18 protein-coding genes are annotated in these 25,137 nt (G+C 55.9%); 6 read left to right on the plus strand and 12 right to left on the minus strand.

Going from position 1 to position 25,137, the window contains the following annotated elements; all coding sequences use genetic code 11:
* Positions 1-16: 16 nt before the first annotated feature.
* Both WKI47_RS14280 and WKI47_RS14285 read right to left on the minus strand, forming a co-directional pair.
* Positions 17-1,105, minus strand: coding sequence for a response regulator transcription factor (locus WKI47_RS14280; protein WP_340227821.1), 1,089 nt, complete (start codon positions 1,103-1,105; stop codon positions 17-19).
* On the minus strand, positions 1,102-2,880 hold the full coding sequence (locus tag WKI47_RS14285) for a sensor histidine kinase (RefSeq protein WP_340227822.1): 1,779 nt from the start codon (positions 2,878-2,880) through the stop codon (positions 1,102-1,104). The genes WKI47_RS14280 and WKI47_RS14285 overlap by 4 nt, the downstream gene beginning before the upstream one ends.
* Positions 2,881-3,457: 577 nt before the next feature.
* Here WKI47_RS14285 and ppk1 point away from each other — a divergent pair.
* The gene (gene ppk1 / locus WKI47_RS14290) at positions 3,458-5,566 is read left to right on the plus strand and encodes a polyphosphate kinase 1 (RefSeq protein ID WP_340227823.1); all 2,109 of its coding nucleotides are present in this window, start codon (positions 3,458-3,460) and stop codon (positions 5,564-5,566) included.
* A gap of 435 nt (positions 5,567-6,001) precedes the next feature.
* Here the strand turns inward: ppk1 and WKI47_RS14295 are convergent, their stop codons facing one another.
* Together WKI47_RS14295 and WKI47_RS14300 are read right to left on the minus strand one after the other, a co-directional pair.
* Complete coding sequence (locus WKI47_RS14295) at positions 6,002-7,573, minus strand: Ppx/GppA phosphatase family protein (protein WP_340227824.1); 1,572 nt, start codon at positions 7,571-7,573, stop codon at positions 6,002-6,004.
* 176 nt (positions 7,574-7,749) lie between these two features.
* Positions 7,750-8,580, minus strand: a complete 831-nt coding sequence (locus WKI47_RS14300; protein ID WP_340227825.1) for a glycerophosphodiester phosphodiesterase — start codon at positions 8,578-8,580, stop codon at positions 7,750-7,752.
* A 248-nt stretch (positions 8,581-8,828) separates the two neighbouring features.
* Between WKI47_RS14300 and WKI47_RS14305 the strand changes: the two genes are divergently transcribed.
* From WKI47_RS14305 to WKI47_RS14315, 3 genes are all read left to right on the plus strand, one after another.
* Positions 8,829-9,800 (plus strand): sugar ABC transporter permease, encoded by a 972-nt coding sequence (locus WKI47_RS14305; RefSeq protein ID WP_340227826.1) that lies wholly within the window; start codon positions 8,829-8,831, stop codon positions 9,798-9,800.
* Positions 9,797-10,621 carry a carbohydrate ABC transporter permease gene (locus WKI47_RS14310; RefSeq protein WP_340227827.1) on the plus strand — a complete coding sequence of 275 codons (825 nt, stop codon included), beginning with the start codon at positions 9,797-9,799 and terminating at the stop codon, positions 10,619-10,621. Before WKI47_RS14305 ends, WKI47_RS14310 begins: the two co-directional genes overlap by 4 nt.
* Before the next feature lie 916 nt (positions 10,622-11,537).
* Positions 11,538-12,941: an ABC transporter substrate-binding protein gene (locus WKI47_RS14315; protein WP_340227828.1), complete on the plus strand. Its 1,404-nt coding sequence runs from the start codon at positions 11,538-11,540 to the stop codon at positions 12,939-12,941.
* 476 nt (positions 12,942-13,417) lie between these two features.
* On the opposite strand, the gene WKI47_RS14320 is transcribed toward WKI47_RS14315, so the two are convergent.
* From WKI47_RS14320 to ilvA, 3 genes are all read right to left on the minus strand, one after another.
* Positions 13,418-14,728 carry a S66 peptidase family protein gene (locus WKI47_RS14320; RefSeq protein ID WP_340227829.1) on the minus strand — a complete coding sequence of 437 codons (1,311 nt, stop codon included), beginning with the start codon at positions 14,726-14,728 and terminating at the stop codon, positions 13,418-13,420.
* Positions 14,725-15,237: a hypothetical protein gene (locus WKI47_RS14325; protein WP_340227830.1), complete on the minus strand. Its 513-nt coding sequence runs from the start codon at positions 15,235-15,237 to the stop codon at positions 14,725-14,727. The genes WKI47_RS14320 and WKI47_RS14325 overlap by 4 nt, the downstream gene beginning before the upstream one ends.
* 279 nt (positions 15,238-15,516) lie before the next feature.
* Positions 15,517-16,806 (minus strand): threonine ammonia-lyase IlvA, encoded by a 1,290-nt coding sequence (gene ilvA / locus WKI47_RS14330; protein WP_340227831.1) that lies wholly within the window; start codon positions 16,804-16,806, stop codon positions 15,517-15,519.
* 233 nt (positions 16,807-17,039) lie between these two features.
* Here ilvA and WKI47_RS14335 point away from each other — a divergent pair, with 233 nt between their 5' ends.
* Complete coding sequence (locus tag WKI47_RS14335) at positions 17,040-17,936, plus strand: AraC family transcriptional regulator (protein ID WP_340227832.1); 897 nt, start codon at positions 17,040-17,042, stop codon at positions 17,934-17,936.
* A 90-nt stretch (positions 17,937-18,026) separates the two neighbouring features.
* Positions 18,027-18,545, plus strand: a complete 519-nt coding sequence (locus WKI47_RS14340) for a GyrI-like domain-containing protein (protein ID WP_340227833.1) — start codon at positions 18,027-18,029, stop codon at positions 18,543-18,545.
* An 855-nt stretch (positions 18,546-19,400) separates the two neighbouring features.
* On the opposite strand, the gene purD is transcribed toward WKI47_RS14340, so the two are convergent.
* The 5 genes from purD to purM all read right to left on the minus strand — a co-directional run bounded on the left by purD (position 19,401) and on the right by purM (position 25,047).
* Positions 19,401-20,681 (minus strand): phosphoribosylamine--glycine ligase, encoded by a 1,281-nt coding sequence (purD, locus tag WKI47_RS14345; protein WP_340227834.1) that lies wholly within the window; start codon positions 20,679-20,681, stop codon positions 19,401-19,403.
* Between the two features lie 158 nt (positions 20,682-20,839).
* Positions 20,840-22,387: a bifunctional phosphoribosylaminoimidazolecarboxamide formyltransferase/IMP cyclohydrolase gene (gene purH / locus WKI47_RS14350; RefSeq protein ID WP_340227835.1), complete on the minus strand. Its 1,548-nt coding sequence runs from the start codon at positions 22,385-22,387 to the stop codon at positions 20,840-20,842.
* A gap of 52 nt (positions 22,388-22,439) precedes the next feature.
* The gene (locus WKI47_RS14355; protein WP_340227836.1) at positions 22,440-22,835 is read right to left on the minus strand and encodes an NUDIX domain-containing protein; all 396 of its coding nucleotides are present in this window, start codon (positions 22,833-22,835) and stop codon (positions 22,440-22,442) included.
* Positions 22,836-22,864: 29 nt separating this feature from the next.
* On the minus strand, positions 22,865-24,010 hold the full coding sequence (purN, locus tag WKI47_RS14360; RefSeq protein WP_340227837.1) for a phosphoribosylglycinamide formyltransferase: 1,146 nt from the start codon (positions 24,008-24,010) through the stop codon (positions 22,865-22,867).
* The gene (gene purM / locus WKI47_RS14365; protein ID WP_340227838.1) at positions 24,007-25,047 is read right to left on the minus strand and encodes a phosphoribosylformylglycinamidine cyclo-ligase; all 1,041 of its coding nucleotides are present in this window, start codon (positions 25,045-25,047) and stop codon (positions 24,007-24,009) included. The genes purN and purM overlap by 4 nt, the downstream gene beginning before the upstream one ends.
* Positions 25,048-25,137 lie beyond the last annotated feature (90 nt).

Genomic DNA, 25,137 nt, shown 5'->3' on the forward strand with positions numbered 1-25,137 from the left:
GAGGGAAGCTTTTGTATTATATTGAACCTCTCGACAGCTCCCCCGGAGCGATGCCGTACTGCTTTTTGAACACACGGTAAAAGTAACCCAGATCCTCGTAGCCGCACATCTCGCTCGCCCGCCGGATCGGCACGCCTTCCAAAATCCAGGCTTTCGCCTTTTCCATGCGTACCTGCTGAATGTAATCGGTCAACGTCTGTCCGAACTCCTGACGGAACGTACGGCTCAGATACTCTTTGGATACGAAAAAGCTGCGCGCCAAACCGTCCAGTGACAACGATTCCGCAAAATGCTCCGCTACGTAAGCCCTGACCTCGTTCAGATCCAGACGGTCGCGGAACTTGCGTCGCCGGATCAATTGCTCCAACGATTCCGTATACACGAGCGGGATCTCGGGCAACGTCGGCTCGCTATCGCTTCGCTGTCCGTCCCGGACCAGATCTTCTTCCTGTCCGTAACTCTGACGAAGTTCACGCAGCCGCTGCGTTAATTCCCGAGCCAATCGGCGTTCCGACGCACAATCCACCGAACCCGACTGCAATTGTTCCATATGCTCCCTGACCAGTTCCTCCAATACCCGACGCAGATCGTCCAAACGCAGTTCGCCGTAATGCGCACGAATCAACGGGTCCGCTTCGCGCAGTCGCCGACGCGTCTTATCGTCCAAAGCCGTAGCGGCAAGCTCCTGCTTCTCAAGCTCGATCAGGTCGGCCCGACACTTTTCCAGCGTACGATTCAGCTCCACCGGATCAACGGGCTTGAGCAGATAGTCGTTCGCCCGATAACGGATAGCCTGCTTCAGATAAGCAAAGTCGTCATAGCCGCTCACCACCACGACCTTCACCTGCGGATACCGCTCGTTCAAGGTCTTCATCAGTCCCACCCCATCGACGCCGGGCATGTTCATATCGGTAATGACCAGACGAATGGTGCTGGATTCCATCCGCTTCAGCGCCTCGCCTCCATCTTCCGCTTCCGCCACAATACGAATCCCCAGTCGATCCCACTCCCCGAAGCGCCGGATGATTGCCCGGGTCGCCGCTTCGTCGTCCACGATCATCGCGGGGATTATTCTTTTTTCGTCTGCTGTCGATTTTTCGCTCATCCTTCATTCTCCTCTCCGCCCGATACGGGCATTCGCAGTATAATCGTGGTTCCGATGCCTTCTCCTCCGGATAATTGAAGACCGTAACGTTCGCCGAACCGCAACCTTAGCCGGGCTTCCACGTTCGCCAGCCCGATATGCTCGCCGCTGCCGCTGATCCGCCCCGCTCCCTGATCGATATCCGACCGCAGCTCTTTCAGACGCTCGTCGCTCATCCCTTTTCCGTGGTCGGTGATCGCGATCTCCAAGTCTTCGCCCAACCGCCGCACCGCCACATCCAACCGCCAAAGCGCCTGTTCCGGGCCAAAAGCGTGCTGGAACGCGTTTTCCGCGATCGGTTGCAAAATCAGCTTGGGAACAAGCAACTCTTCCGTTCCCGCGCCGATATCCAAAGTCGTCTCGATCCGCCCCGGATAACGATGCTCCTGAATAAACAAATAGTTTTGCAAATGGCGCAGCTCTTCCTTGACTTCCACCAGTCCCGCCGGGCCTCGCACCACGTAACGGAACATTTCGCTGACGGCCCGAATGACCGCGTACAACCGCTCCGGCGTTTCCGTGAAAGCCATCCCGCCGATCAGCTGTAACGTGTTTTGCAAAAAATGCGGATTGATCTGAGCCTGTAACGCCGCGAGTTGAGCTGTTTTCTTTTCCAGATTCAGCGCGTATTCGGTATGGATATGCTCGCGTATCCGTTTGGACATTTTGTGCATGCGCAGCTCCAGCAATCCGATCTCGTCCGTTCTTCCCGTCAGCGGCGTGCCTTCTTTGATAAACGAGATATTTTGAATCGAGCGCGCCAGCTTAATGATCGGAGCCGTCGTTTTCCAGGCTGCGAACGCCGAAGCCATGACCGCCAGCAACGCCGCGATCACGCCGACGATCGAGCCGTAGCGAATCGTCCGCTCCGCGCTGAGATCCACGGCTGTTCGCGGCACGACTTTGACGATACGCAGCCCCCAGGCATCGAGCGTATCGTAGAACACGTAAGCGTCCGGCGTTTGCGCATAGCCGGAACCTGTCGACGAACGCACCGTATCCGCAGCGCCTCCTGCAATCGTTCCGGTCGGGCTGTACAGCATATTGCCGCTAGCATCGGTAATCAACAGCTCGCCGCCGGAATCCGGGTTGAGCAGTTCCGTGACCCGGTCCGTGAACCGCCAATTGATCCGCAGCGTCATGTAGCCCAGATTTTCTCGATTCTCGAACCTGCGCAGCGCGCGGACCAGCTCGAACGAATCCGGATTGTCCGGACTGCTGCGGATCAAGACGTCCAGATTGCCGTTTTCCATCTTCCGATATTCGTCCGGCATCTCCGGCATGACCCGGCTCGTGACCTCCATCGTGCTGATCGTGAACAGTTTGCCGCCTTGAAGCAGGTACAATTCGATGTCCCGAAGCTGGGTATTGGCGGTGTAGTAGACAGACAGCATCGTGTCGGTGACGTCTTTTTGCAGGGGATACAGGGAACCGGTTTGTCCGTCTTCGAGTGCTTTCAAGTAACGGTTCAGGCTGGGGCTGATAAAAAGGGTATAGGTCAATGTGTTAAATTCGGAGAGTTGCTCATCCAAATAACCGCCTGCCCATTTAACCGTGGAGAGATTGGATTGGATCACCTCGTCCTCGACCGAACTGCGCGTATTGTAAGCCGCCAATTGCGTAACCGCAAACACCGGAAGCACGCCGAGCGGGATAAGCAGCAGCATCAGCCTTACGCGAAAGCTGCGGCGAAACGGGCGAAGAAGCCCCGAATAAAGCGCTTTCCAAAAATCCAAGATGTAAATCCTCCTTATGCGCCGCTTCGCTTCCCTCGGCTTTACCGAGATTATAGCGCAAGCAAACGGGATTGCGGAGAGAAAGATTTTCGGCGGCATATAGCGGATTAAAAAAATTTCATGTCGCGAAGTTTTACAAAACGTTGATCTTTGTTTATTTTTCTATAGAGTCTTTTTCGCATATTGGGCATAAAACGTTTGAACCGACACGTTTTGTTCAAATTTTGGAGGATTCTTTTTCCGAACGCCGAATATGGAATCTAACTGGAAAAAGCGTTTTTTTACATCTGCTTAACAAATGAACGTTATACTTAAAAGAGTTAGTTTCATTCACGCAACCTGCGGTCGATTGCTTTCGTAAACGAATCAATACTTGTGCAAGCAACGTTTGTGCTGCTGTCAAGTAGCTTGGCCAAGCTACTTGTACTCTGTACCAGATGAAGGTAAGGTTACGCTCGTCCGAAACGCACTAGACCCATGCGCGTTTCGGACGAGCGTAAACCTACTATTTAACCTGGTACAAAGTCCTAGGCCCAAACAATCTGTGGCGTATACACGCCGTAATTTTGGAGGAATTATGGATAACCAAGCCGCTCATCGGGGTTCTTCCCCGTATTACATCAACCGTGACCTCAGTTGGATCGAGTTCAATTACCGCGTACTTGAAGAAGCGCAACACCCGGATACGCCGCTGCTGGAACGCGCCAAATTTCTGGGGATCGTCTCGCGCAATCTGGACGAATTCATGAGCGTCCGAGTGGCGGGCATCCGCAATCAACTCAAAGCCGGCATCGTCAAAAAAGACTTTTCCGGTTACACGCCGCAGGTTCTTTACAAGCGGCTCTCGAAGCGCGTCGAAAAAATGGTCACTGCCGAGTATCGTACATACCGCGACCTGATTCGTTTGCTCACGAAAGAGCATCTTGTGCTAAGCCATTACGACGACTTGACGGCAACCCAACAAAAATCGGCCGATGACTATTTCCATGACGTCATCTTCCCGATCCTGACGCCGATGGCGGTCGACCTCAGTCGGCCGTTCCCGCTTGTGCATAGTCAGAACGTCTATTTGGCCGCCGTGTTGGAACGCGAAAACGCGACTGCCGATCTGCCCGACGAAGAACGTTATTACTTCGCGATCGTGCAGATTCCTTCGATCCTGCCGCGCCTGATTCCCGTCGCAAGCCGCAGCCATAGCAAAAAGCAGGTCTACGTCCTGATCGACGAATTGATCTGCAATCATATCCAGACGCTGTTCAGCGGTTACAAGCCGGTGGCCGTGCATGCGTTCCGGCTGTCGCGCGACGCCGATCTGGAGATCAACGAGGAAGAAGCGGAAGATTTGCTCGAAGAGATCGAGAACAAGCTGCGCAAGCGGCGCCGCGGCGCGCCCGTGCGTCTCGAAGTGCAGAAAGACTTCCACCCTTACGCGCTGCAATTATTGCTGGAAGAATTCGAAATCGACGATGCCGTGTACGAAATCGACGGCCCGATTGATCTCGGTTTCATGACGTCGTTCGCCGGCTCGGTCAAAAACCGGGATCATCTGCGGTATCCGACGGCCCGTTCCGTCTATCCGCCGGAATTCGCGGACGGCGAGGATACCGACTTTTTCGCAACGTTGAAAGAACGCGACGTGCTGCTGCACCACCCGTTCGAATCGTTCGATGCCGTGAGCGACTTTGTCGAGCAGGCTGCCGAAGATCCTGACGTGATGGCGATCAAAATGACGCTGTACCGGGTCAGCAGCAAATCGCCGATTATCCGCTCGCTTGCCGAAGCGGCTGAAGCCGGCAAGCAGGTTACGGTCGTCGTCGAACTGAAAGCCCGCTTCGACGAAGAACGCAACATCACCTGGGCACGCGAGTTGGAGAAAGCCGGCTGCCACGTCGTTTACGGCCTCGTCGGACTCAAAACGCATGCCAAAGCGATTCTTGTCGTTCGACGCGAAGAAGACGGCTTGCGCCGTTACGTTCATGTCGGTACGGGTAACTACAACGATACGACTGCGCGTCTGTATACGGACGTCGGTCTGATGACCTCCAATGCTTCGATCGGCGAAGACGCGTCTGAGCTGTTCAACCATATCACCGGATATTCGCGCCACCCGGATTGGCAAGAGATTTCCGTCGCGCCGGATACCATGATGGGCACCTTCGTGACCAATATCCGCCGCGAAGCCGAACATGCGAAAGCAGGACGTCCGTCCCGCATTATCGCCAAGTTCAACTCGCTGTCCAACCAGCAGATCATCGACGAGCTGTACGAAGCGTCGAAAGCCGGCGTCAAAATCGACCTGATCGTGCGCGGCGTCTGCTGCTTGCGTCCAGGCGTCGCAGGCTTGAGCGAAAATATTACGGTGCGCAGCATCGTTGACCGTTATCTGGAGCATTCGCGGATTTTCTACTTCGAAAACGGCGGAGGCGAAGATTCCGAGATTTTCCTCGCCAGCGCCGACTGGATGACCCGCAACCTGACCCGCCGCGTCGAGCTGATGTGCCCGATCCGCGACGCCGGCTGCAAAGATACGCTGCTCAATATCGTCAAGCTGTATCTGAAAGACAATGTGAAGGCTCGCATTCTGACCTCCAGCGGTAGCTACGAACCGTTCAAGAACGGCGAAGAAGACTTCCGCAGCCAATTCCGCGCCGAAGATATACGGACATGGAAGTCTACGTTGGTCTAGGGAATTGATGTACGCAAATGGATGTACGCAAATAGATGTAGGCAAAGGCGAATCGAAACAAAGGAAAAAGTAAAAACCGGATGTCCGTCGTCGATGACGGGCATCCGGTTTTTGGGTTGCGGGCGGATTGACTCTTTGCGTCGAACGATTTTGCGAATGTGTGCAAAACGTCAACATTTTCGGCAAGATCGGCTTTTTTTTCCTCAAATGCTGATGAAAAGTCAAAATTTTTACCCACTCTTTCTCAAAAAAGCCAGTAGAACGCCAAATTTTTGCCTTTACGTCAGCATTTTCGGAAAAAGAGCAAATTAGGTCGAAAAATGTGTGCGTGACGTCAACATTTAGGCAGAGCGCGTCGTATTTTATCGCCGCACCACGCTCTGCCTATCGGGTTGCTTACTGCCTGATTTCTTACTTTGTCGCCGCTTTGTTTGTCTACTTGCCCGCCGACCGGATTTTCAATTCGATCCGCACGTTCCATTCTTTTTCGAACTCTTTCGATGCCAGCTTAAGGTCGCGTATTTCCATGAACGCTTCCGTGCGGCAGGTCAGCTCCATCTCGAAATGGTCGCCGCTTCGTCTGGCGGTCAGGTCGGTGACGGCTTGCGTTTCGCTGGAGTCCAGCGCGGCCGCCATTTGCAGCACGGCGCCCAGGCGGCGCGTCCGTTCTTCGTCTTTTGGAAGCAGGATGTCTTTATACGTCTGCGCCGTCGCGCTTTTGCGCCATTTGAACTTCGCTGCGATGCCGGCGATCAACGCGGTCAGGATGATCTCGCGATGCGTCAGCCCGGCCAACGGCCGCTTGGTCAGCAGATACTGCGTATGCTCTTCATAGTCGATATAGCCGATTTCGGTACCGCTCTGATACGTCCAAGCCGCTACGCGCAGCAGCTTGCGGTTCCATTCGTTTTCCCCGCCTTCGCCAAGCGCCTCGTACAGAACGCGCGCGAAGCGCTCGGTCTGACGCAAATGACGCTGACGCTGTTTGGGCGCGCTGGACAGCAGCGCTCGCAATTCGAATTCCAACACATTTTCGTGCACGGCTTGTTCGGGACGCAGCAGCTCGAAAAACAGTCCTTCGCGCAAGCCGGTCGCGCTGACGACATAGCGGGCTGCTTTCATATGGCGGAACAGCGTACGCAAGATGATCATACCGGGCACGATGATATCGATCCGGTTTTTGGACAGACCCGGCACGCGTTTGCGGCGGTTGTTATCCATGCCCGGCAAAGAATGGTAGAAGTAATCCACGTCTTCGCCCTGCATCGCGTAATTGTGCGTATGCGGCAGCGAATAGTTGCGGCGTCGTTGATCCATTTTGCCGAGACCGCGGATCGTACCGCCCAGACCGACCAGATCAAGCCCCGGATGCTCGGACATCCACGGATGCTTGCGGGCTTCGGCCAATACAAAATTCTCCAATTCGCCGACGCGCTCTTCCGTCCAGCTTCCACTGCCGCCGAATCGCACGTTCATGTTGACCGCGCCGAACGGGAACGAGAAGCTCGACACGCGCCGACGCTCCTGGAACAGCGTGATCTCGGTACTGCCGCCGCCGATATCGATAATAAAGCCTTCGGCGATATCGATCTTGTTGACCACGCCGATAAAGCCGTAATGGCCTTCCATCTCGCCGGGCAGCAATTCGATCTCCAGGCCCGTTTCCCGGTTCAGGATCTCGATGATCTGATCGGAGTTGGAGGCGTTGCGGATCGCCGCCGTGGCTACCGCACGGATTTGGGTCGCGCCGTATGCTTCGCAGATTTCGGTAAACTGGCGCAGCACGGGCACGACGGAATGGATCGCGGGCGACGGCATAATGCCGTCCGCCGTCACCAACGCGCTAAGTCGGGCCGCTTCGCGCGACTCGGTCAGAACGCGGTATGAGCCGCCGCTCTCGCTCTCATAAACAACGAGCCGGATCGAGTTGGAACCGATATCGATAATTCCGGCCCGCAGGCTGGTTTGTACCGCCTCGGGGCGGTTCGTTTCGGGTTGGGTAGTCATAGGGATGGACAGCTCCTTGTCTCCGGTCGCCGCGAATCGGGACCGGACGGTGATGAATGCCGATTGGTTTACCTGTTCATTAGACTTAACCTTAGCAAACCAAACAGGACGGCGCAATGCGCGCCGCCCTTGTTTTTTTACGTTGCGTTTACTTTTCTCGATATCTCGTGCAGCTTTTAAAGCTCCGAATCCACCCGACGCTGTACCAGCAATCGCACCACGCGATCCGGGTGATCGGTAATAATCCCTGCTGCCCCCATCTCGATCAAGGCATCCAAGCGCGCTTCATCATTGACGGTAAACGGATGATAATCAACGCCTGCCTCCAGCGCTTCCCGCACCCAATCCGCCGTTACGGCAGGATCATACGCATGCAGCGCATCCGCGCCAAGCGTCTTCGCGTAATCCCATGGCCGATATAATCCTTCCATATATAACACGCCCGTGCGAATCTCCGGCGCCAGCTTTTTGCACAGCGCGAGCGAATAATGGTTGAAGCTCGAAACGATCGTCTGTTCTTCAACGCCGTGAGCCCGAACGGCCGCGATTACTTTTTCCTCCAACCCCGGATAAGCGCACACGGTATTTTTCAACTCGATATTGACCACGATTCCCGTGTTTTTCGCAAGCTTCAGCAGTTCGTCCAGATGAGGAATCTGTTCGCCCATAAACTCCGGATGATACCAGCTTCCCGCATCGAGACTGCGCAGCTCCGCGTACGTCTTTTCGACGACGCAGCCGGGAGCCGCAGCCGTGCGTGACAGCGTCTCGTCGTGAATCAGCACGGGTTCTCCGTCGGCGCTGAGCTGAACGTCCGTTTCGATGCCTGTCGCGCCCAGTTCGATCGCCCGGCGGAAAGCCGCCATCGTATTCTCGGGACGCGTCCCCGAAGCTCCCCGATGCGCAAAAACAATCGGAGAACCGGGCTTGCCGGCCGCCGAATGTTTTCGGGTATCGCTTGTTTGTTCTGCCGTTTCCCTATCGATGCCGCGAATCAATTCGTTCATGAATATCGCCTCTTCTTCCGATCGGCCTTCGGCCGCTCTTTTGTAGTCTTGTCCTCTTTCTCATTACTATACCCATTCTACGTAAACCCCATGTTAAACGAACGACTTTACCGTAAAATGGATGTTTTACAAAACAGGGGGTTTTTATTTAACAAAGTATTGGTAGGCTAGACGTGCTTGGTTGGGAAAAGAATCGTTTACCCGGCACTCGGTATTCCAGGCATACATAAGGAGGCTCGGCCCTAAGCATGGAAAACATGGACAAGACCGCTTCGGTTTCGCTGGATAAAAAGCGCAAAGCAGCAGGCGCAAGCAAGAGCGGCGATCCTTCACGCGCTGCCAATCTGGGAAGGTTTCGCGAAGCTGCGCTGGCCGCGCTTTTCATTGCACCGGCATTGCTGCTATTCGGTATCTTTCTGTTCTATCCTTTGATGCAATCCGTCTATCTGAGTCTGCATTCCACGAATCCCCGCGGACAGGTCGCAAACTTCGTAGGGTTGACCAACTTCCGTAACCTTTTCGCTTCACCGGGATTTCCGAACAGTCTCATCGTAACTTTAAAATTCATTCTGTTTACGGTTCCGGCCAGTCTGGCGCTCGCACTCGCTTTCGCCGCCGTTTGCCGCAGCAAAATTGTGGGTATGCGTATCTTCCGTTTCATTTTCGCGCTTCCGATTGCCGTATCCGTCAGTACCGGCTCGATCATGTGGATGGTGCTTTTTCATCCGACGCTCGGAAGCCTGAATTATTTTCTCGGTAAAATGGGGCTGGCTCCCGTCCAGTGGCTGACCGATCCCAATATGGCGCTGCTGTCGATCTCGCTCATGACGGTCTGGATGAACGTCGGCTTCCTGTTTATCCTGCTGCTTGGCGGGATGCAGGGAATTCCGGAAGAAATCTACGAGAGCGCCAAAATCGACGGTTCCGGGCCGCTGCGTACCTTCTGGACGCTGACCCTGCCGCTGGTCTCGCCGACGTTGTTCTTCGCCTCTGTCACATCCGTCATCGGAGCGTTCCAGGCGTTCGGACAGATCAACATTCTGACCAAAGGCGGCCCGGTGAACAGCACGGACGTGCTCGTGTTCAGCCTGTATGAAGACGCGTTCGTGAATTTCCGGTTCGGCGTAGGTAGCGCTCAGGCGCTTGTGTTGTTCGCGATCGTGCTGCTGATTACGGTCATTCAATTCGTGTTCGCCGAAAGGAAGGTGCATTACCAGTGAAACGACTCTCCGTGTCCCGCACGCTGGCTTACCTGCTCTCTTCCGTTGCGGCGGCATTCATTCTGTTTCCGTTCTGGATTACGCTCTCGAATGCTTTTATGACCGAGGCCGAATCCGCTGCCTATCCGCCGAAGCTCTGGCCGACCGGACTGCATCTGGACAATTTTTCCGGCGTGCTGGCTTCTATTCCGATCGTGCAGTTTATTTGGAACAGCTTTGTTGTCAGCAGCGTCATTACAATCGGCTGTCTGGCGACCTCCTGCATGGCAGCTTACGCGTTCGCCTTCCTGCGTTTTCCCGGTAAAAAAATCATCTTCGCGCTATTCCTGTCCACGATGATGATTCCTTGGGAAGTCGCGGTGATCCCGAACTATCTGACGGTGCGCAGTTGGGGATGGCTCGACAGCTACGCAGGCTTGACCGTTCCGTTTCTGGCGACTGCGTTCGGCGTGTTCCTGATGCGGCAGTTTTTTCTCCAGCTCCCAAAAGAACTGATGGAAGCGGCGCGGATCGACGGCTGCGGCCACCTGCGAATCTTCCTGCGAATGGCCGTTCCATTGTCGATGCCGGGACTGGCTACGCTTGGCGTGTACTCGTTCCTGAATCATTGGAATATGTATCTGTGGCCTTTGCTCGTGACGAGCAGCGAGAAGATGCGCACCGTGCAAATCGGGGTCAGTATGCTGCAATTCTCGGAAATGACGGCTTGGAATCTGGTTATGGCCGGTCTTGTGTTAGTGCTGCTGCCGTCGTTGATTATGCTGGCGCTCGGTCTGGGGCGATTGGTTGGCGGGCTTACGGCGGGTGCTTTAAAAGGATAGTTTTAGGCTTCTCCAACGATAAAACGTTCTATCCTTACAGCGTTAATACCGGATTCGTTTTCTCGGATCGCCGTTTCCGCTTTGCTCACGAACGCGAAGATGCATTCAGGAAAACGTTTAAAAGCGACTCATGCCAAAAGCGGAGACGGCGAAAAGCCGTCCGAATCCCGTCCCGGCCCCCGCCGGGTCCCTCTCGGACTTAGCCGCACCGCGATAAGCGGTGCTACTGAAAGCTTGACCGCTTAAGAGGTTAAGTTACGCCCCTCGAAAACACGCTTGAACCGTACGTGTTTTCGATGAACGCAAACTTTAGATTTGATGCGGTCAAAGTACCAGTACTTTGACCGCTTAAGAGGTTAAGTTACGCCCCTCGAAAACACGCTTGAACCGTGCGTGTTTCCGATGAACGCAAACCTTAGATTTGATGCGGTCAAAGTACCAGTACCTTGACCGCTTAAGAGGTTAGGTTACGCCCCTCGAAAACCCGCTTGAACCGTGCGTGTTTCCGAGGAACGCAAACCTTAGATTTGATGCGGTCAAAGTACCAGTACCTTGACCGCTTAAGAGGTTAAGTTACGCCCCTCGAAAACCCGCTTGAACCGTGCGTGTTTCCGAGGAACGCAAACTTTAGATTTGATGCGGTCAAAGTACTATGTCCCGGTCTTTTGTCAGCTAACCGAAACGGTCCGCGCCCTGCCATTGGTGAAGCGCGGTTCTCGTGGAGTCCGGCACCGCCTCTGCCTCCCCCTACCTTGTGCGGAGCGCCCCGGATTTCCATATAACTCGGACGGACACGCGGACAGCTCTGCGACTCCGCCTTCCTCCGGGTCCTTTTTTACGGCATCAATGCAACATCTCATAGGCAATACGCACGATTCATGCAACGACTACAGAGAAAAGGGAGTGGGAGTTTTCAATGAAAAGTAGCCGAAAGTGGATGTTCGCCTGTCTGTGCATGTTGATGGTGGTTCTGACTGCATGCGGAGGCGGAGGTAGCCAAACCGCAACGGGAACAGGAACGGCTGAGGCCGCTTCGAGTAACGCTTCGGGCAGCACGGACACGACCCAAAATGACGGCGATCCGGTCAAAGTTGTCTGGTGGCACGCGATGAGCGGCGAGCTGGGTACGGTTGTTGACGAGTTGGTGAAGCAATTCAACGAATCTCAAGACGATGTACAAGTCGAAGCGGTATTTCAAGGTACGTATGACGAGAGCCTGAACAAGCTGAAGACCGCAATGGGCTCCGGCACAGGACCGACCATGATTCAGACATACGAGATCGGCAGCCGTTTTATGATCGATTCCGGCGCGATCACGCCGATGCAGCAGTTTATCGACAAAGAAAGCTATGACGTGTCGCATCTGGAAGAGAACATTCTCGGTTACTATACGTTCGACGATCGCCTCTACTCGATGCCTTTTAACACGTCGAACCCGATTCTCTACTATAACAAAGACGCATTCCAAGCAGCCGGCCTCGACCCGGAGAACCCGCCGAAGACGTACGCGGAAATCGAAGCAGCGGCCAAAGCGCTGACAGGCAACGGCGTAACGGGCGGATCGTTTGCGATCTACGGCTGGTTCATGGAGCAGCTATTGGCCAATCAGGGCGCCGAACTGCTGAACAACAGCAACGGTCGCGAAGGTTTGGCCGATCAGGCGCAGCTTGGCGCACCTGCTGCGGTCAGCACGCTGGAATGGTGGAAAAAGATGGTCGACGACGGTGTCATGCTGAACCTCGGCCGTAAGACTGACGATACCAAAAAAGCTTTTGCCGCCGGACAAATCGCAATGACTCTCGACAGCACGGCGTCCCTGCGCGGTATCGTGCAAGCGTCCGAAGGCAAGTTCGAAGTCGGTACGGCCGCTTTGCCGAAACCAACCGAAGCCGATGCAGGAAAAGGCGGTGTCATCGTCGGCGGCGCAAGTCTCTGGATGCTGAACGACCGTCCGGAAGAAGAACAGCAGGCCGCGTGGCAGTTCATCAAGTTCCTGGCTGAGCCGGCTACGCAAGCTTATTGGCACGTCAACACAGGCTACTTCCCGATTACAAAAGAAGCCTATAACGAAGAGCTGGTCAAAGAAAACCTGGAAAAGTATCCGCAATTCCAGACCGCGATCGACCAATTGCATAATACCGAGCTGACGCCTGCGACTCAAGGTGCCGTCATGGGCGTATTCCCGGAAGCCCGCCAACTGACGGAAACGGCGATCGAAGAAGCGCTCACGGGCGCGGCGTCGCCGCAGGACGCGCTGGACCGCGCTTCGGCGGAGATTACGCAGAAGATTCAGGAATATAACAGTACAGTGGCTCAGTGAGGATAAGCTAGGGGCGCTGCGGGGGAAATTCGTTCAATGCGCCTTTGAACTGAATTTCTCCCTTCGCTTTCAGCTTATTTGGGGAAAAAAAGAAGAAAGAGCAAAAGACCAGCCGTGGTTGCGGCTGGTCTTTTGTCGGGTTGGGACATGTTGGAGAATAGAGACAAAGCGGTTCGTTGATGTTGAACTTGCCGGGAAGGAATATTGCGAGCGTCCATCATTTGGGCGGAGCAATCAGCTTTTCAGATCGGTTTGTTGCCAGAATCCAACATTCATGCAGGCAAAAGCGACTTTTCGGCAAAGAAGGGAGAAAATGATGGACTGCGGCAACATTTTTTTGAATTCTCCGATGCGGTTGCAACAAATGATGGATGCTTGCAACATTCGGCGGCCCGATCCGCTACATTGACTTGATTGGCTCGATCGGATTACGCGGTACGGCGACTACCGATCTTTTTTACTGGATTCATTCGAAATCATTTAAAAATCTGCAACACGCTTGCCCTGCCTTTTTCTTCCGAAAATTCGACCTGAGCCATCGCGCCGTTAATCAGCGTCAATTGGGGAGGCATATGGCCGCAGTCGATATCGTAAAGCACAGGCACGCCGAGTTCTTCCGACATGTCCCGGTAGACGTCTTCGGCCGTATAACCGTCGACGGGCGTATTGGCGGGACTACGGCCGAACATCAAGCCGGAGCAGTTCTCGAACCAACCCGCCAGTTTCATTTGCACCAGCGAGCGGCGCAGGTCGGCGGTATTCAGCTCGCAATTTTCCAAATACCAGAGCACCGGCTCGCCCGGAATATGCCGCTCGCGGAAAGCCCGCACATCGCCGTAAGGCGTACCGACCAGATGGCGGATCACGTCGATACAGCCGCCGAGCAGGCGGCCTTTCAGACCGACGTCGCTGCCGGACACGCTGCGCCAGACCGTCGGTTCCGTCAGGTTGAACACGCTCCCGGCAGACGTTTCCGGTACGGTCGGGTTAAACGAACTTTCGTTCGGCGCATCCGCTCTCGCCGACTCGAACGCGCCTTCGTTACGCGAAGCTTCTGGCCCCGACACGCGGAACAAACCGCCGTCAGCCGCTTCTGATCCCAGCCGGCCGAACGTACCGTCTTGTATCGCCACCGTCTCCGTCCTGTGGAACGAATCGCCGCCAGACGTAGCCGATCTCGCCGCTTCAAAAGCGTCCCCGTCCGAAGCCCCCGCCAAGCGCAACGCGCTTTCCTCGCTCGTATCCGCTCCCGCTTCTTCCGCCGCCGCTTTCCATTCGATCTGATACAGCTCGGAAGAACGCTGCTCGAACGAACCGCCGGCCGGCGTCGTCAATGCTTCGTGCCATTTGGCGGTCGTCTCGTCTACGATCTCGCTGCGCAGATCGAGCAGGTTGGTGCCGTGGGCGGTAGCGATCCCGGTTTTGAGCGTGACCGCGAGCAGCAGCAGACTGATGTCCGAATATCCGAGCAGCCATTTTTCGCCGATTCGCTCGTAGTCGATATATTCCAACACTTCCACCAGCAGCTCGCCGCCCCACGGCGGCAGAACAAGTCCGATCCGTTCCTCTTGCAGCATGCGGTTCAATTCTTCCGCGCGCAGACGGGCCGGAGCGGATTTGGCTTTGTACTGCGTCCAGATCGTATCGCCTCCGGACACGGCAAAGCCTTGATTTTCCATACGTCGCATCGCTTGTTTCAACAATTCGTGCATATCGGGCGATACGCCCGAAGAAGGGGCCGTGACGCCGATCGTCGCGCCCGGCTCAAGCAGCGGATAACGAATCATGTAGATCTCTCCTTTTTCCATACGGATAAATGTCCTTGAACCCACTGCCCGACTTGAACCAGCGCATACGCCGCAAAAGGCAGCATGAACACGATCGTCGGATACCCGTAACGCCCAAACGCGACGAACGGGATATACAGCGCGGTAAAGTAAGCAAACGTGAGCAGCAGCGGCAGCAAGCGTCCGATCCGTTCGCGAATCAGCGCCCAGACCAGACCGAGCAGCGTGACGCCGACTAACGCTTTTTGCAGCGTATCCATCAGCGGGCGTTGGATCGGCCAGATCGGACGCCAATAATACGGTTCCACGTACAGTCCTTCCAGCTTTCCCAGCGTGTACCAATGCGCATACGTCCAAAAATGATGCGTAAATCCGTAGCGTAAAATGTCCCGTCCTTTCGACATCGCCGTATCGTCCCATCCTTTGAAAATCGTGTTGGGATCATACTGCGGATAAGCGTCGAAAAATCCGGCCGGCGGCAGTTGATAATCGATCCGCGTTCCCAGCAAAACGGCGAAGCAAACCGCTCGACTCCATTATGTTATCCAAATCAGAGTCTTCTGACAAAACATTTTACGCGGCGGATTCGAAAAACGGGTAGACGGCCTTCCGAATTCCAGACTTTCCGTCGATACGAACGCGCAAACGTCGGTAAAAGTTCCTTTTTGACTCCGTAAGCCAAGCATCCAAGAACCCGATTTTATCAAAAAAAGCCTGCGCAAGCCGGAAATTCCGCGCTCGCAACAAGCTTCTTTTGGCAACCTTTTTCTGATGAACCGGCAGCCGTCTCAGATCAACAGGCTGAACAGGCTCGGATCGCGGTTCAGTTCGGTGTAGTTGATGCCTTGCTCGTCCATCCGGGCGATCAGCGGCTCGTAGTCTTCGCGCGACGTCAGCTCGATGCCGACCAGGGCCGGACCGTTTTCTTTATCGTTCTTCTTCGTATATTCGAAGCGCGCGATATCGTCGTTCGGCCCGAGCGCTTTTTCCAAAAACTCGCGCAGCGCGCCGGCTCTTTGCGGGAAGTTGATCAGGAAGTAATGCTTCAGCCCTTCGAAAATAAGCGAACGTTCCTTGATCTCCTGCATGCGGTCGATATCGTTGTTGCCGCCGCTGATGATGCAGACGATCGTTTTCCCTTTGATCTCGTCGCGGTACAGATCGAGCGCGGCGACCGGAATCGCACCCGCCGGCTCGGCGACGATCGCATTCTCGTTGTACAGGTCGAGGATCGTCGTGCAGACTTTGCCTTCCGGCACTTTCACGACTTCGTCAAGCTTCTGCTTGCAGATGTCGTAGGTGTGTTGTCCGACTCTTTTTACCGCCGCGCCGTCGACGAACTTGTCGATCTCGTCGAGCGTCACGACCTGCCCGCGCGCCATCGCTTCGCTCATCGAAGCCGCGCCGAGCGGTTCGACCCCGATCATGCGCGTGGACGGGCTCATCGTTTTGATATATTGGGACACGCCCGCAGCCAATCCGCCGCCGCCGATCGTCAGGAATACATAGTCGGCCGGTTGCTCCAGACTTTCCATGATCTCCATGCCGACGGTACCGTTACCCGCGATGATCATCGGATCGTCGAACGGATGGATAAAGGTCAGGTCCAACTCCGTGCAGGCTTTCATCGCTTCCGCATACGCATCGTCGAAGGTGTCTCCGGTCAAAATGACTTCAACGCTTTGCCCGCCGAATTTACGCACCATTTTGACTTTTTGATTCGGCGTCGTGCTCGGCATATAGATTTTTCCGTGAATCCCGAGCGCATGACACGAAAAAGCCACGCCTTGAGCATGGTTGCCCGCGCTTGCGCAGACGATGCCGCGTTCGCGCTCGTCCGCTGTGAGGCTACGGATTTTGTTGTAGGAGCCGCGAATTTTGAACGAACGCACCACCTGCTGATCTTCGCGTTTCAAATACACGTCGCATTCGTATTTTGCCGACAATGTCGCATCGCGGTGCAGCGGCGTGCGCACAATGGCTTCACGCAGCCTGTGATGCGCCCGGATGATGTCTTCCATCGTAACCAGATCGTCGTTCTTTGTATCGTCCAATTCCACAGTAGGTTCGGTTTTCATGTTGTTCTCCTCGCTCCTGATATTGTTTCCATGTGTACCATCCGTCATATTATCGAATTAAATTTAAAGGTAACGCGATTTCATGAAAAATTCAAGCTTCGCGCGGGAATTGAAGGTCGAACTGCCGAATAAAATAAGACAAAGCGGTTGAGTATGAAGATCGCAAAAACGGACAAACGTTCGCATCATCCTTCTGTTAAGATGAACGTACCGATCGGGAGGGAACGAAAAATATGGATCATACCGCATGTATCCAGCGTACTTTGGATTACATCGAGGATCATCTCAAGGAACGGCTGAGCGCTGAAGAGCTGGCTCGGCAAGCCGGATTCTCGCAGTATCACTTCTATAAAGTGTTTCATTCGAGGACAGGTCTGCCGATCATGGACTATATCCGGCGCCGCCGTTTGGCCCATGCCGCAGCCGATATGGCCGGACGCCGTACCCTGCTGGAGATCGCCCTCGATTACGGATTCGAGACGCATGCAGGCTTCACCAAAGCTTTTCGCAAAACATACGGACTCACCCCGGAACAGTATCGCATCCATGCCACCGGCCGAGTTCCCGAGCGGGTGGACCTTGCGAAGCTGGCCGACCATAATATGAGCGGAGGAATGATGATGAGACCGACGATCGTAAGCAAGCCCGAGATCAAGCTGGTAGGTTACGCCCTGGAGACCCGCATGAACGGCGAGAATTTCAAAGAGATTCCGGCTTTCTGGAACCGTTATATCGAAGAGCAATGGGGTCATAAGCTGTATCAACAAATCAAGCCTGTCAAAGATGCCGAATACGGGGCCTGCATCATGCTGCCCGACAAACCGGAGCACTTCCTGTACGTGATCGGCTTTGAAGTCGAGAACTTCGACGACGCACCGGAAGGCACCTATCAAGCCACGTTGCCCGCTTCGACCTATGCCGTGTTCACTTCGCCGAAAGCCGACCGCGCGAACGGAGCTTTTTCGGATTCGATCCAGGGCATGACCACCTACGTGTACAGCGAGTGGTTCCCTAGCTCGGGCTACGCGTACGCCAAAGGCGGCGTAGATTTCGAGCTGTACGACGAGCGCAGCAACGGGGACACAGATTTGCAGATGGATTTATATATTCCGATAGAAAAACAAGAATAGCCTCAAGGTAGAGCCGTTATGCGGACTGTCTGTTTCATAGGCAACATGCGTGACGGTTCTGCCCATGATCAACTGACCGGAGGAATCCTGATGAATCCAACATTTGTTACAAAGCTCGAAATCAAGCTGGCCGGATTTGCGCTCGAAACGAGCATGAACGAATTCAGCGGCGAAAATATGCCTGAAATCCCTGCCTTTTGGGAACGCTATGCCGAAGAAAATTGGCAACACGATCTCCATGAAGTGCTGACACCTGTCAGCCATGACGAATACGGAGCGTGCATCATGCTGCCGGACAAGCCGGATCGTTTTCTGTATGTGATCGGCGTTGAGGTACCTGATTTCGATAACGTGCCGGACACCCTGCACACCGTCACGATTCCGGCTTCGACCTATGCGGTGTTCACTTCGCCGAAAGCCGACCGCGCGAACGGAGCTTTCGTCGACGCGATTCAGCGCATGACCGCTTACGTCTACAACGAATGGTTCCCTAGCTCGGGTTACGCATACGCCGACGGCGGAGTCGATTTCGAACTGTACGACGACCGCAGCAAAGGCGACAACGATTTGCAAATCGACTTGTACGTTCCGGTGGAGAAGCAGGTCTGACTTGGCGGACAGCCTGGTTCGTTGCTGGCCTGCAACCTTGAGCGTAGACGGGATATCTCGTGTACAGCTCGGCGGACAACGTTGTTCGGTCGTTGTTGGCGGCAACTGCTTGAGCGCCGATTGCGGAGTTTTTAAAAAGCTGTCCCGAAAGTCGCTGTGCGGCGGACGGGCAGCTTTTTGGCGCTATTTCGGATTTTTGTGTGCCGCGCTACGCCGCGCGTGCATACCGAAAGCCGAAAACGTCGAACCGCAGCGAAGTCGTTTGAGTTGCGAAATTTCGTCGTAGCCGGCATTTCGCAAATAAGTGCGGATATGCAACTATTCGCTTCGATTTTTTCGTTTTCGCTTCATTAAGTGTGAATATGCAATTATTTTACCGTTTCCGTATCGGATCTCCGCTTGATCGGTCAAATAATTGCACTATAGCACTTATTTTGATTTTTGTTGAAAAAGAGGACGGAATAATTGCATATCTGCACTTATTTCTCAAGGTTCGGTCGGAAGAAGGATTGGTTGAATCGAAAAAGGTCGCGCGAACCGTCCCGACTGTCTGTTTCGCGTTCGCGACTTTGCGAACCGCTCACGTACATATTGCACACAAATTGCATACAAAAACGAAGCGGCCCCAAAAGGGCCGCCAAAGAAACAACAGTTCGTCGGCATCCGTTCCGGCGCCCGCAAAAGAAAGAGCAATCCGGTCACGCTGCCGATCCGTATGCCGAGATCAGCGGCGGCCGTGATAGAAGAAGCAGACACGATATCGCCTGCTTTACCTGCACGGCATCAAAGCTTTCAGCGCGATATCGCCTGCTTCACACGCGCGGCATCAAAGCCTTCAGCGCGATGTCGCCCGCTTCACCTGCGCGGCTCCAAAGCCTTTGCCGCGATATCGCTGCGCTTGTGTGCGCCGTCGAATGCGATGCGTTCCGTTGCCGCATATGCGGCATCGCGCGCTTCGGCGATGCCCGCTCCGCGGCCGACCACACCCAGTACGCGGCCGCCGGCCGTTACCAGTTCGCCTTCCGTATTGCGCGCCGTGCCCGCATGGAATACCAGACCGCCGCCGGCTTCGGCGGCTTCAATGCCCGTAATCACGCGCCCTTTCGGATACGCAGCCGGGTAGCCTTCCGAAGCCAGTACGACGCAGACCGCCGCTTCGTCGCTCCATTGGATCTCGATGTCCGCCAGCGTTCCGTTCACGGCCGCCAGGAAAATGTCCAGCAGGTCGCTTTGCAGACGCGGCAGCACCACCTGGGTTTCCGGATCGCCGAAACGCGCGTTGAACTCTACCGTGCGCGGCGTTCCGTCCGCTTCGATCATCAGACCCGCGAACAATACGCCGGTAAACGGACGCCCTTCGCTAACCAACGCTTTCGCCGTCGGCTTGATGATTTCTTCGATCGACCGCTCGATAATCGCGGGATCGATATGCGGCAGCGGCGAGTACGTGCCCATGCCTCCGGTGTTCGGGCCTTTGTCCCCGTCGAAAACAGGCTTGTGATCCTGCGCCGCAGGCATCGCCCGAACGGTCTCCCCGTCCACGAAAGCCAGAATCGACATCTCTTCGCCCGCCATGAATTCTTCGATGACCACTTTGCTGCCTGCCGCGCCGAACGAACCGCCGACCATCGCGTCATGCAGCGCTTTTTCCGCTTCTTCGAGCGTTTGCGCGACCGTTACGCCTTTGCCTGCGGCCAGTCCGTCGGTTTTGACGACGATCGGCGCTTTTTGCGAACGCAGATAAGACAGTGCCGTTTCGTAGTCGTCGAACGTCTCATACGCCGCTGTCGGAATATTATACTTTTTGAGCAAATCTTTCATAAAGGCTTTGCTGCCTTCGATCTCGGCCGCATTCTGACGCGGTCCGAAAACCGGAATATGTTTCGCTTCAAAAGCATCCGCGATGCCTGCCGCAAGCGGATCGTCCGGGCCGATCACGGCCAGGCCGACGCCTTTTTCCAGCGCGAACGCCGTCAGCGCTTCGAAATCGAACACGCCGATATCGACGCATTCCGCGACTTGCGCGATCCCCGCATTGCCCGGCGCGCAGTAAATCTTCCCGGCTCGCTGCGACTGCGACAGCGATCGGCAGATCGCATGCTCGCGCCCGCCGCCTCCCACAACCAAAATATCCATTCCAACGTCCCCTCTCGCTTCCTCGTGTGTTCTTTTTCCCATGACCGATATTGCTTATCAAAAAACGCCCGCCGCCCCGTGGACCCGTCCGCCTGACGCAGACCCGATCCGCCGGCGCGACGCGCGTCGATGTGAAAGCTTTGATACGAAAACGGCTTTTAGTGCTTGAAGTGGCGAACGCCGGTGAAGATCATCGCGATTCCGGCTTCGTCGGCCGCTTGGATCGACTCTTCGTCCTTGATCGAGCCGCCCGGCTGAATGATCGCTTTGATGCCGTATTTCGCCGCCAGCTCGACCGTATCGCCCATCGGGAAAAACGCGTCGGAAGCAAGAATCGCGCCTTGCGTTTTGTCTCCGGCCTGCTCCAAAGCGATCTTGGCCGAACCGACGCGGTTCATCTGGCCTGCGCCGACGCCGACCGTCATATTGTCCGCCGCCAGCACGATCGCGTTCGATTTGACGTGCTTGACCACTTTCCAGCCGAACAGCAATTGCTTCAGCTCGTCTTCGGTCGGTTGACGTTTGGTCACGACTTTGAGATCGGCGTCGCTCAGCGAGTGAACGTCGCTTTCCTGCACGACCATGCCTCCTTCGATCGACGTCACGACATGCACGGATTGACGGCCTTCCGCCGAAGTCAATTCGCCCATTTTGAGAAGACGGATATTTTTCTTTTTCGTCAGGATTTCGAGCGCTTCCGGCGTAAAGTCCGGGGCCAGCACGATTTCCAGGAAAATCTCGCTCAGCGGCTGCGCGGTTTCGGCGTCGATGACGCGGTTGGCCGCCACGATGCCGCCAAAAATGGACACCGGATCGGCGCTGTACGCTTTGTTATAAGCTTCCGCGATCGTCGATCCTACGCCCACGCCGCACGGATTCATATGTTTGACCGCCACGACGGCAGGCTCGCTGAATTCTTTGACGATCTGGAGCGCCGCGTTGGCATCGTTGATATTGTTGTAGGACAGCTCTTTCCCGTGCAGTTGCTCGGCGGTCGTCAGCGTGCCCGCCGGAGCCAAAGGCGCGCGGTAAAAAGCAGCCGCCTGGTGCGGGTTTTCCCCGTAACGGAGGTCCTGAATCTTCTCGTAAGTCACCGTGTAGCGTTCCGGCAGCGGGTCGCCTGTTTGCTTCGCGAGGTAGTCGGCGATCAAAGCGTCGTACGATGCGGTGTGGCGGAATACTTTCGCGGCGAGCTTTTTGCGGGTATCGAGCGTCGTATCGCCGTCGGCGCGCACTTCTTCGATCACTTTGCCGTAATCGGCGCTGTCCACGACCACGCTGACGAACGCATGGTTTTTCGCCGCGGAACGCAGCATCGTCGGGCCGCCGATATCGATGTTTTCGATCGCGTCTTCGTAAGCCACGTCCGGCTTCGCGATCGTTTCCTGAAACGGGTACAGGTTCACGACGACGAGGTCGATGTAATCGAGGCCGAGTTCTTTCATCTGGCGCGTGTGCTCCTCGTTGTCGCGAACGGCGAGCAGCCCGCTATGTACGGCAGGATGCAGCGTTTTGACGCGGCCGTCCATGATTTCCGGGAAGCCTGTTACTTCGGAGATGCCGATGACCGGAACGCCTTCTTGCGCAAGCAGGTTTTTCGTGCCTCCGGTGGAGATGATTTCGACGCCGAGCTGCGACAGCTCGCGGCAGAATTCGACGATGCCTGTTTTGTCCGATACGCTGACCAGCGCTCTTTTGATACTCACGATGAAAAGTCCTCCTTGGGGATTGGGATAAGATAGGCTTGCCTGGATACGATCAGATCAATCTCAATGCTTCTCGGGAAAATGTCGCGATGTCCGTCTCCGGCGGCAGCTCGTTCAACGAAAACCAACGCAGCTCCGCATGTTTTTGCGGCTCGCGGTTTTGCGGTTGGCCGCCGGTGTAACGGACTTTGTAGATCAGCGACAACAAATGGCGATTTTTTTCCGGTTCGATCGTCTCGTCCGTGCAGAGAAGATGTTCCACCTCGACGGTCAGGCCCGTTTCCTCTTCGACTTCGCGGACGACGGTATGTTCCAACGTTTCGAAAGGATCGACCTTGCCGCCGGGAATGCTCCATTTACGGATCTCGGGGTCTTTCTTGCGAAGCACCAACAGTACCTGGCCTTCGTCATTCAGAATGACCGCTCCGGTTCCGACTACGATCGGCATGGCTTTTCACTTCTTTTCCGTATAAAAGTTTAGAACAAAAGCACCCGGCGGCCTTCCAGCTTCACGCGGCCTGCCGCGAACCAGGAAACCACTTCGGGATACAACAAACGTTCCTGTTCCTGAATGCGAAGCTGAAGCTCGGTCGCCGAATCTTCGGGCAGCACTTCGACGGCGCGCTGGGCGATGATCGGCCCGGTGTCCATGCCTCCGTCGACGAAATGCACGGTCGCGCCGCTGACCCGCACGCCGTGCGACACCGCTTGGCCCGCGGCGTCTTTGCCCGGGAAAGACGGCAGCAGCGAAGGGTGAATATTAATCATGCGGCCGGTATACGGCTCGACAAGCACGCTCGTTAGCAAACGCATATAGCCCGCAAGCACGATCAGGTCGATCTTCGCTTTGTTCAACTCTTCCAACACGAGGGTTTCGTACGCTTCGCGGGACTCGTATTCTTTCGGCGTGAAGACGAATACCGGAACGCCCGCCGCGCGGGCGCGTTCGACGGCCGGCGACTCCGGTTTGTCGGACACGAGCAGCGCTACTTGCGCGCCGAGCGTGCCGGCGCGCGCCGAATCAAGCAGCGCCTGGAAGTTGCTGCCCGAGCCGGACGCGAATACCGCGATGCGGTACGGGCGGTTCGGCCCTTCGCCGTCCGGCAACGCTTGTTCCAGCTCAAGCAACTGAGCCGCGGGATCGCCTTCGTTGTCGGCGAGATCGTCCGCTTCGTCCGGGTCTGCGACGGCGGGAAGGCCGGGCATCGTCAGCGGTTCGGGTTCGCTGCCGGGCGTAGACGGCTGCGGAATACCCGGCTGCGGCACGCTCGGCGTGCTCGGCTGAGGAATCGGTTCGCCGTCCGGGGTAACGGGCTGCGGCGTCGGCGGTAATATCGGCTCCGACCGAAAAGGCTCGCCGTCCGGCGTCACCGGTTCCGGTACGGCCGGAATATCGGGGATCGGAATGGGAATTGTCCGGTCCGGCGACGGTTCGGGCGAACCCGGCACAGCGGGAACCGGAACGCCGGGTTCGCGGGACGGCTGGGGCGCGTCCGGGATCGACGGAACGATCGGCTCCGGTTCGTCCGGCAAACCGGGCATCGGACCGGGCTTCAGCGGCACTTCTTCCTCGCTCAACCGAGTACCGTCTTCCCGAATATCTTTGCCTCCGCTCGCACTCATTGCGCGTTCCCCTGGAACGTCACGACTTTCTCGCCCGCCGTCACGCTGCCGATCAGGTAAGCTTCTTCGCCTGCTTCTTTCAGTTGGCGCAGCGCTTCTTCTTTGTCGCTGTCGGCTACGACGAGCACCAGCCCGATGCCCATGTTGAACGTCGTGTACATGTCGCTGTCCGTGATATTGCCTTTTTCCTGCATCAGCTTGAAGATCGGCAGCACCGGCCATGTGCCGTGCTGAATCTCGACGTTCACGCCTTCCGGCAGCATCCGCGGAATGTTCTCGATAAAGCCGCCGCCCGTAATATGCGCCATGCCTTTGACTTGAATGCTTTTCAGCAGTTGCAGCACAGGCTTCACATAGATTTTGGTCGGCTCCAGCAACGTCGCGCCGAGCGTACCGCCCAGTTCCGCCACTTCGTCGGTCAGCTTATAGCCGTGCTGTTCTAACAGCAGTTTGCGCACGAGCGAGAATCCGTTGCTATGCACGCCGCTCGAAGCCAGTCCGATCACCGCGTCGCCTGCCGAGATCGACTGTCCGCTGATGATTTTCTTTTTATCGACGATCCCGACCGTAAAGCCCGCGATATCGTACTCGCCTTCGGTGTACATGTCCGGCATTTCCGCCGTTTCGCCGCCGATCAGCGCGCAGCCGGATTGCAAACAGCCGTCCGCGATGCCTGCGACGATGTCTTCGATCTTCTCCGGCACGACTTTGCCCGTTGCCAGGTAGTCGAGGAAAAACAGCGGCTCCGCGCCCTGCACGATAATATCGTTCACGCACATCGCGACGGCGTCGATGCCGATCGTGTCGTGCTTGTCCATCGCGAACGCGATTTTCAGCTTCGTGCCGACGCCGTCCGTCCCGGAGACGAGCACCGGCTCTTCGTAAGCGTCTTTGTTCAGGCCGAACAGCGCGCCGAACCCGCCCAGATCCGTCATCACTTCCGGACGGAACGTTTTTTTGACGTGCTTTTTCATCCGCTCGACCGCTTCGTTGCCCGCCGCGATATCGACTCCGGCATTTTTGTAGGCTTCAGACACAACCGACACATCCTTTATCTTTAAATTAGATTTGTGTGGGGGAAGCTGGGGGCGCTGCGGGAGAAATTCGTTCGATTCGCTGTCTCACCC

The organism is Saccharibacillus sacchari, assembly GCF_037722395.1.
Lineage (GTDB): Bacteria > Bacillota > Bacilli > Paenibacillales > Paenibacillaceae > Saccharibacillus > Saccharibacillus sacchari_A.

Coding starts and splice junctions, on each gene's coding strand:
- WKI47_RS14320 (WP_340227829.1), bottom strand. CDS start 14,728: ATGATTCGTTATCCGCTGCTTGAGCCGGGCGCGACGATCGGCGTCACG.
- WKI47_RS14305 (WP_340227826.1), top strand. CDS start 8,829: ATGGAAAACATGGACAAGACCGCTTCGGTTTCGCTGGATAAAAAGCGC.
- WKI47_RS14315 (WP_340227828.1), top strand. CDS start 11,538: ATGAAAAGTAGCCGAAAGTGGATGTTCGCCTGTCTGTGCATGTTGATG.
- ilvA (WP_340227831.1), bottom strand. CDS start 16,806: ATGAAAACCGAACCTACTGTGGAATTGGACGATACAAAGAACGACGAT.
- WKI47_RS14300 (WP_340227825.1), bottom strand. CDS start 8,580: ATGAACGAATTGATTCGCGGCATCGATAGGGAAACGGCAGAACAAACA.
- ppk1 (WP_340227823.1), top strand. CDS start 3,458: ATGGATAACCAAGCCGCTCATCGGGGTTCTTCCCCGTATTACATCAAC.
- WKI47_RS14295 (WP_340227824.1), bottom strand. CDS start 7,573: ATGACTACCCAACCCGAAACGAACCGCCCCGAGGCGGTACAAACCAGC.
- WKI47_RS14340 (WP_340227833.1), top strand. CDS start 18,027: ATGAATCCAACATTTGTTACAAAGCTCGAAATCAAGCTGGCCGGATTT.
- purN (WP_340227837.1), bottom strand. CDS start 24,010: ATGAGTGCGAGCGGAGGCAAAGATATTCGGGAAGACGGTACTCGGTTG.
- purD (WP_340227834.1), bottom strand. CDS start 20,681: ATGGATATTTTGGTTGTGGGAGGCGGCGGGCGCGAGCATGCGATCTGC.
- WKI47_RS14280 (WP_340227821.1), bottom strand. CDS start 1,105: ATGAGCGAAAAATCGACAGCAGACGAAAAAAGAATAATCCCCGCGATG.
- WKI47_RS14355 (WP_340227836.1), bottom strand. CDS start 22,835: ATGCCGATCGTAGTCGGAACCGGAGCGGTCATTCTGAATGACGAAGGC.
- WKI47_RS14335 (WP_340227832.1), top strand. CDS start 17,040: ATGGATCATACCGCATGTATCCAGCGTACTTTGGATTACATCGAGGAT.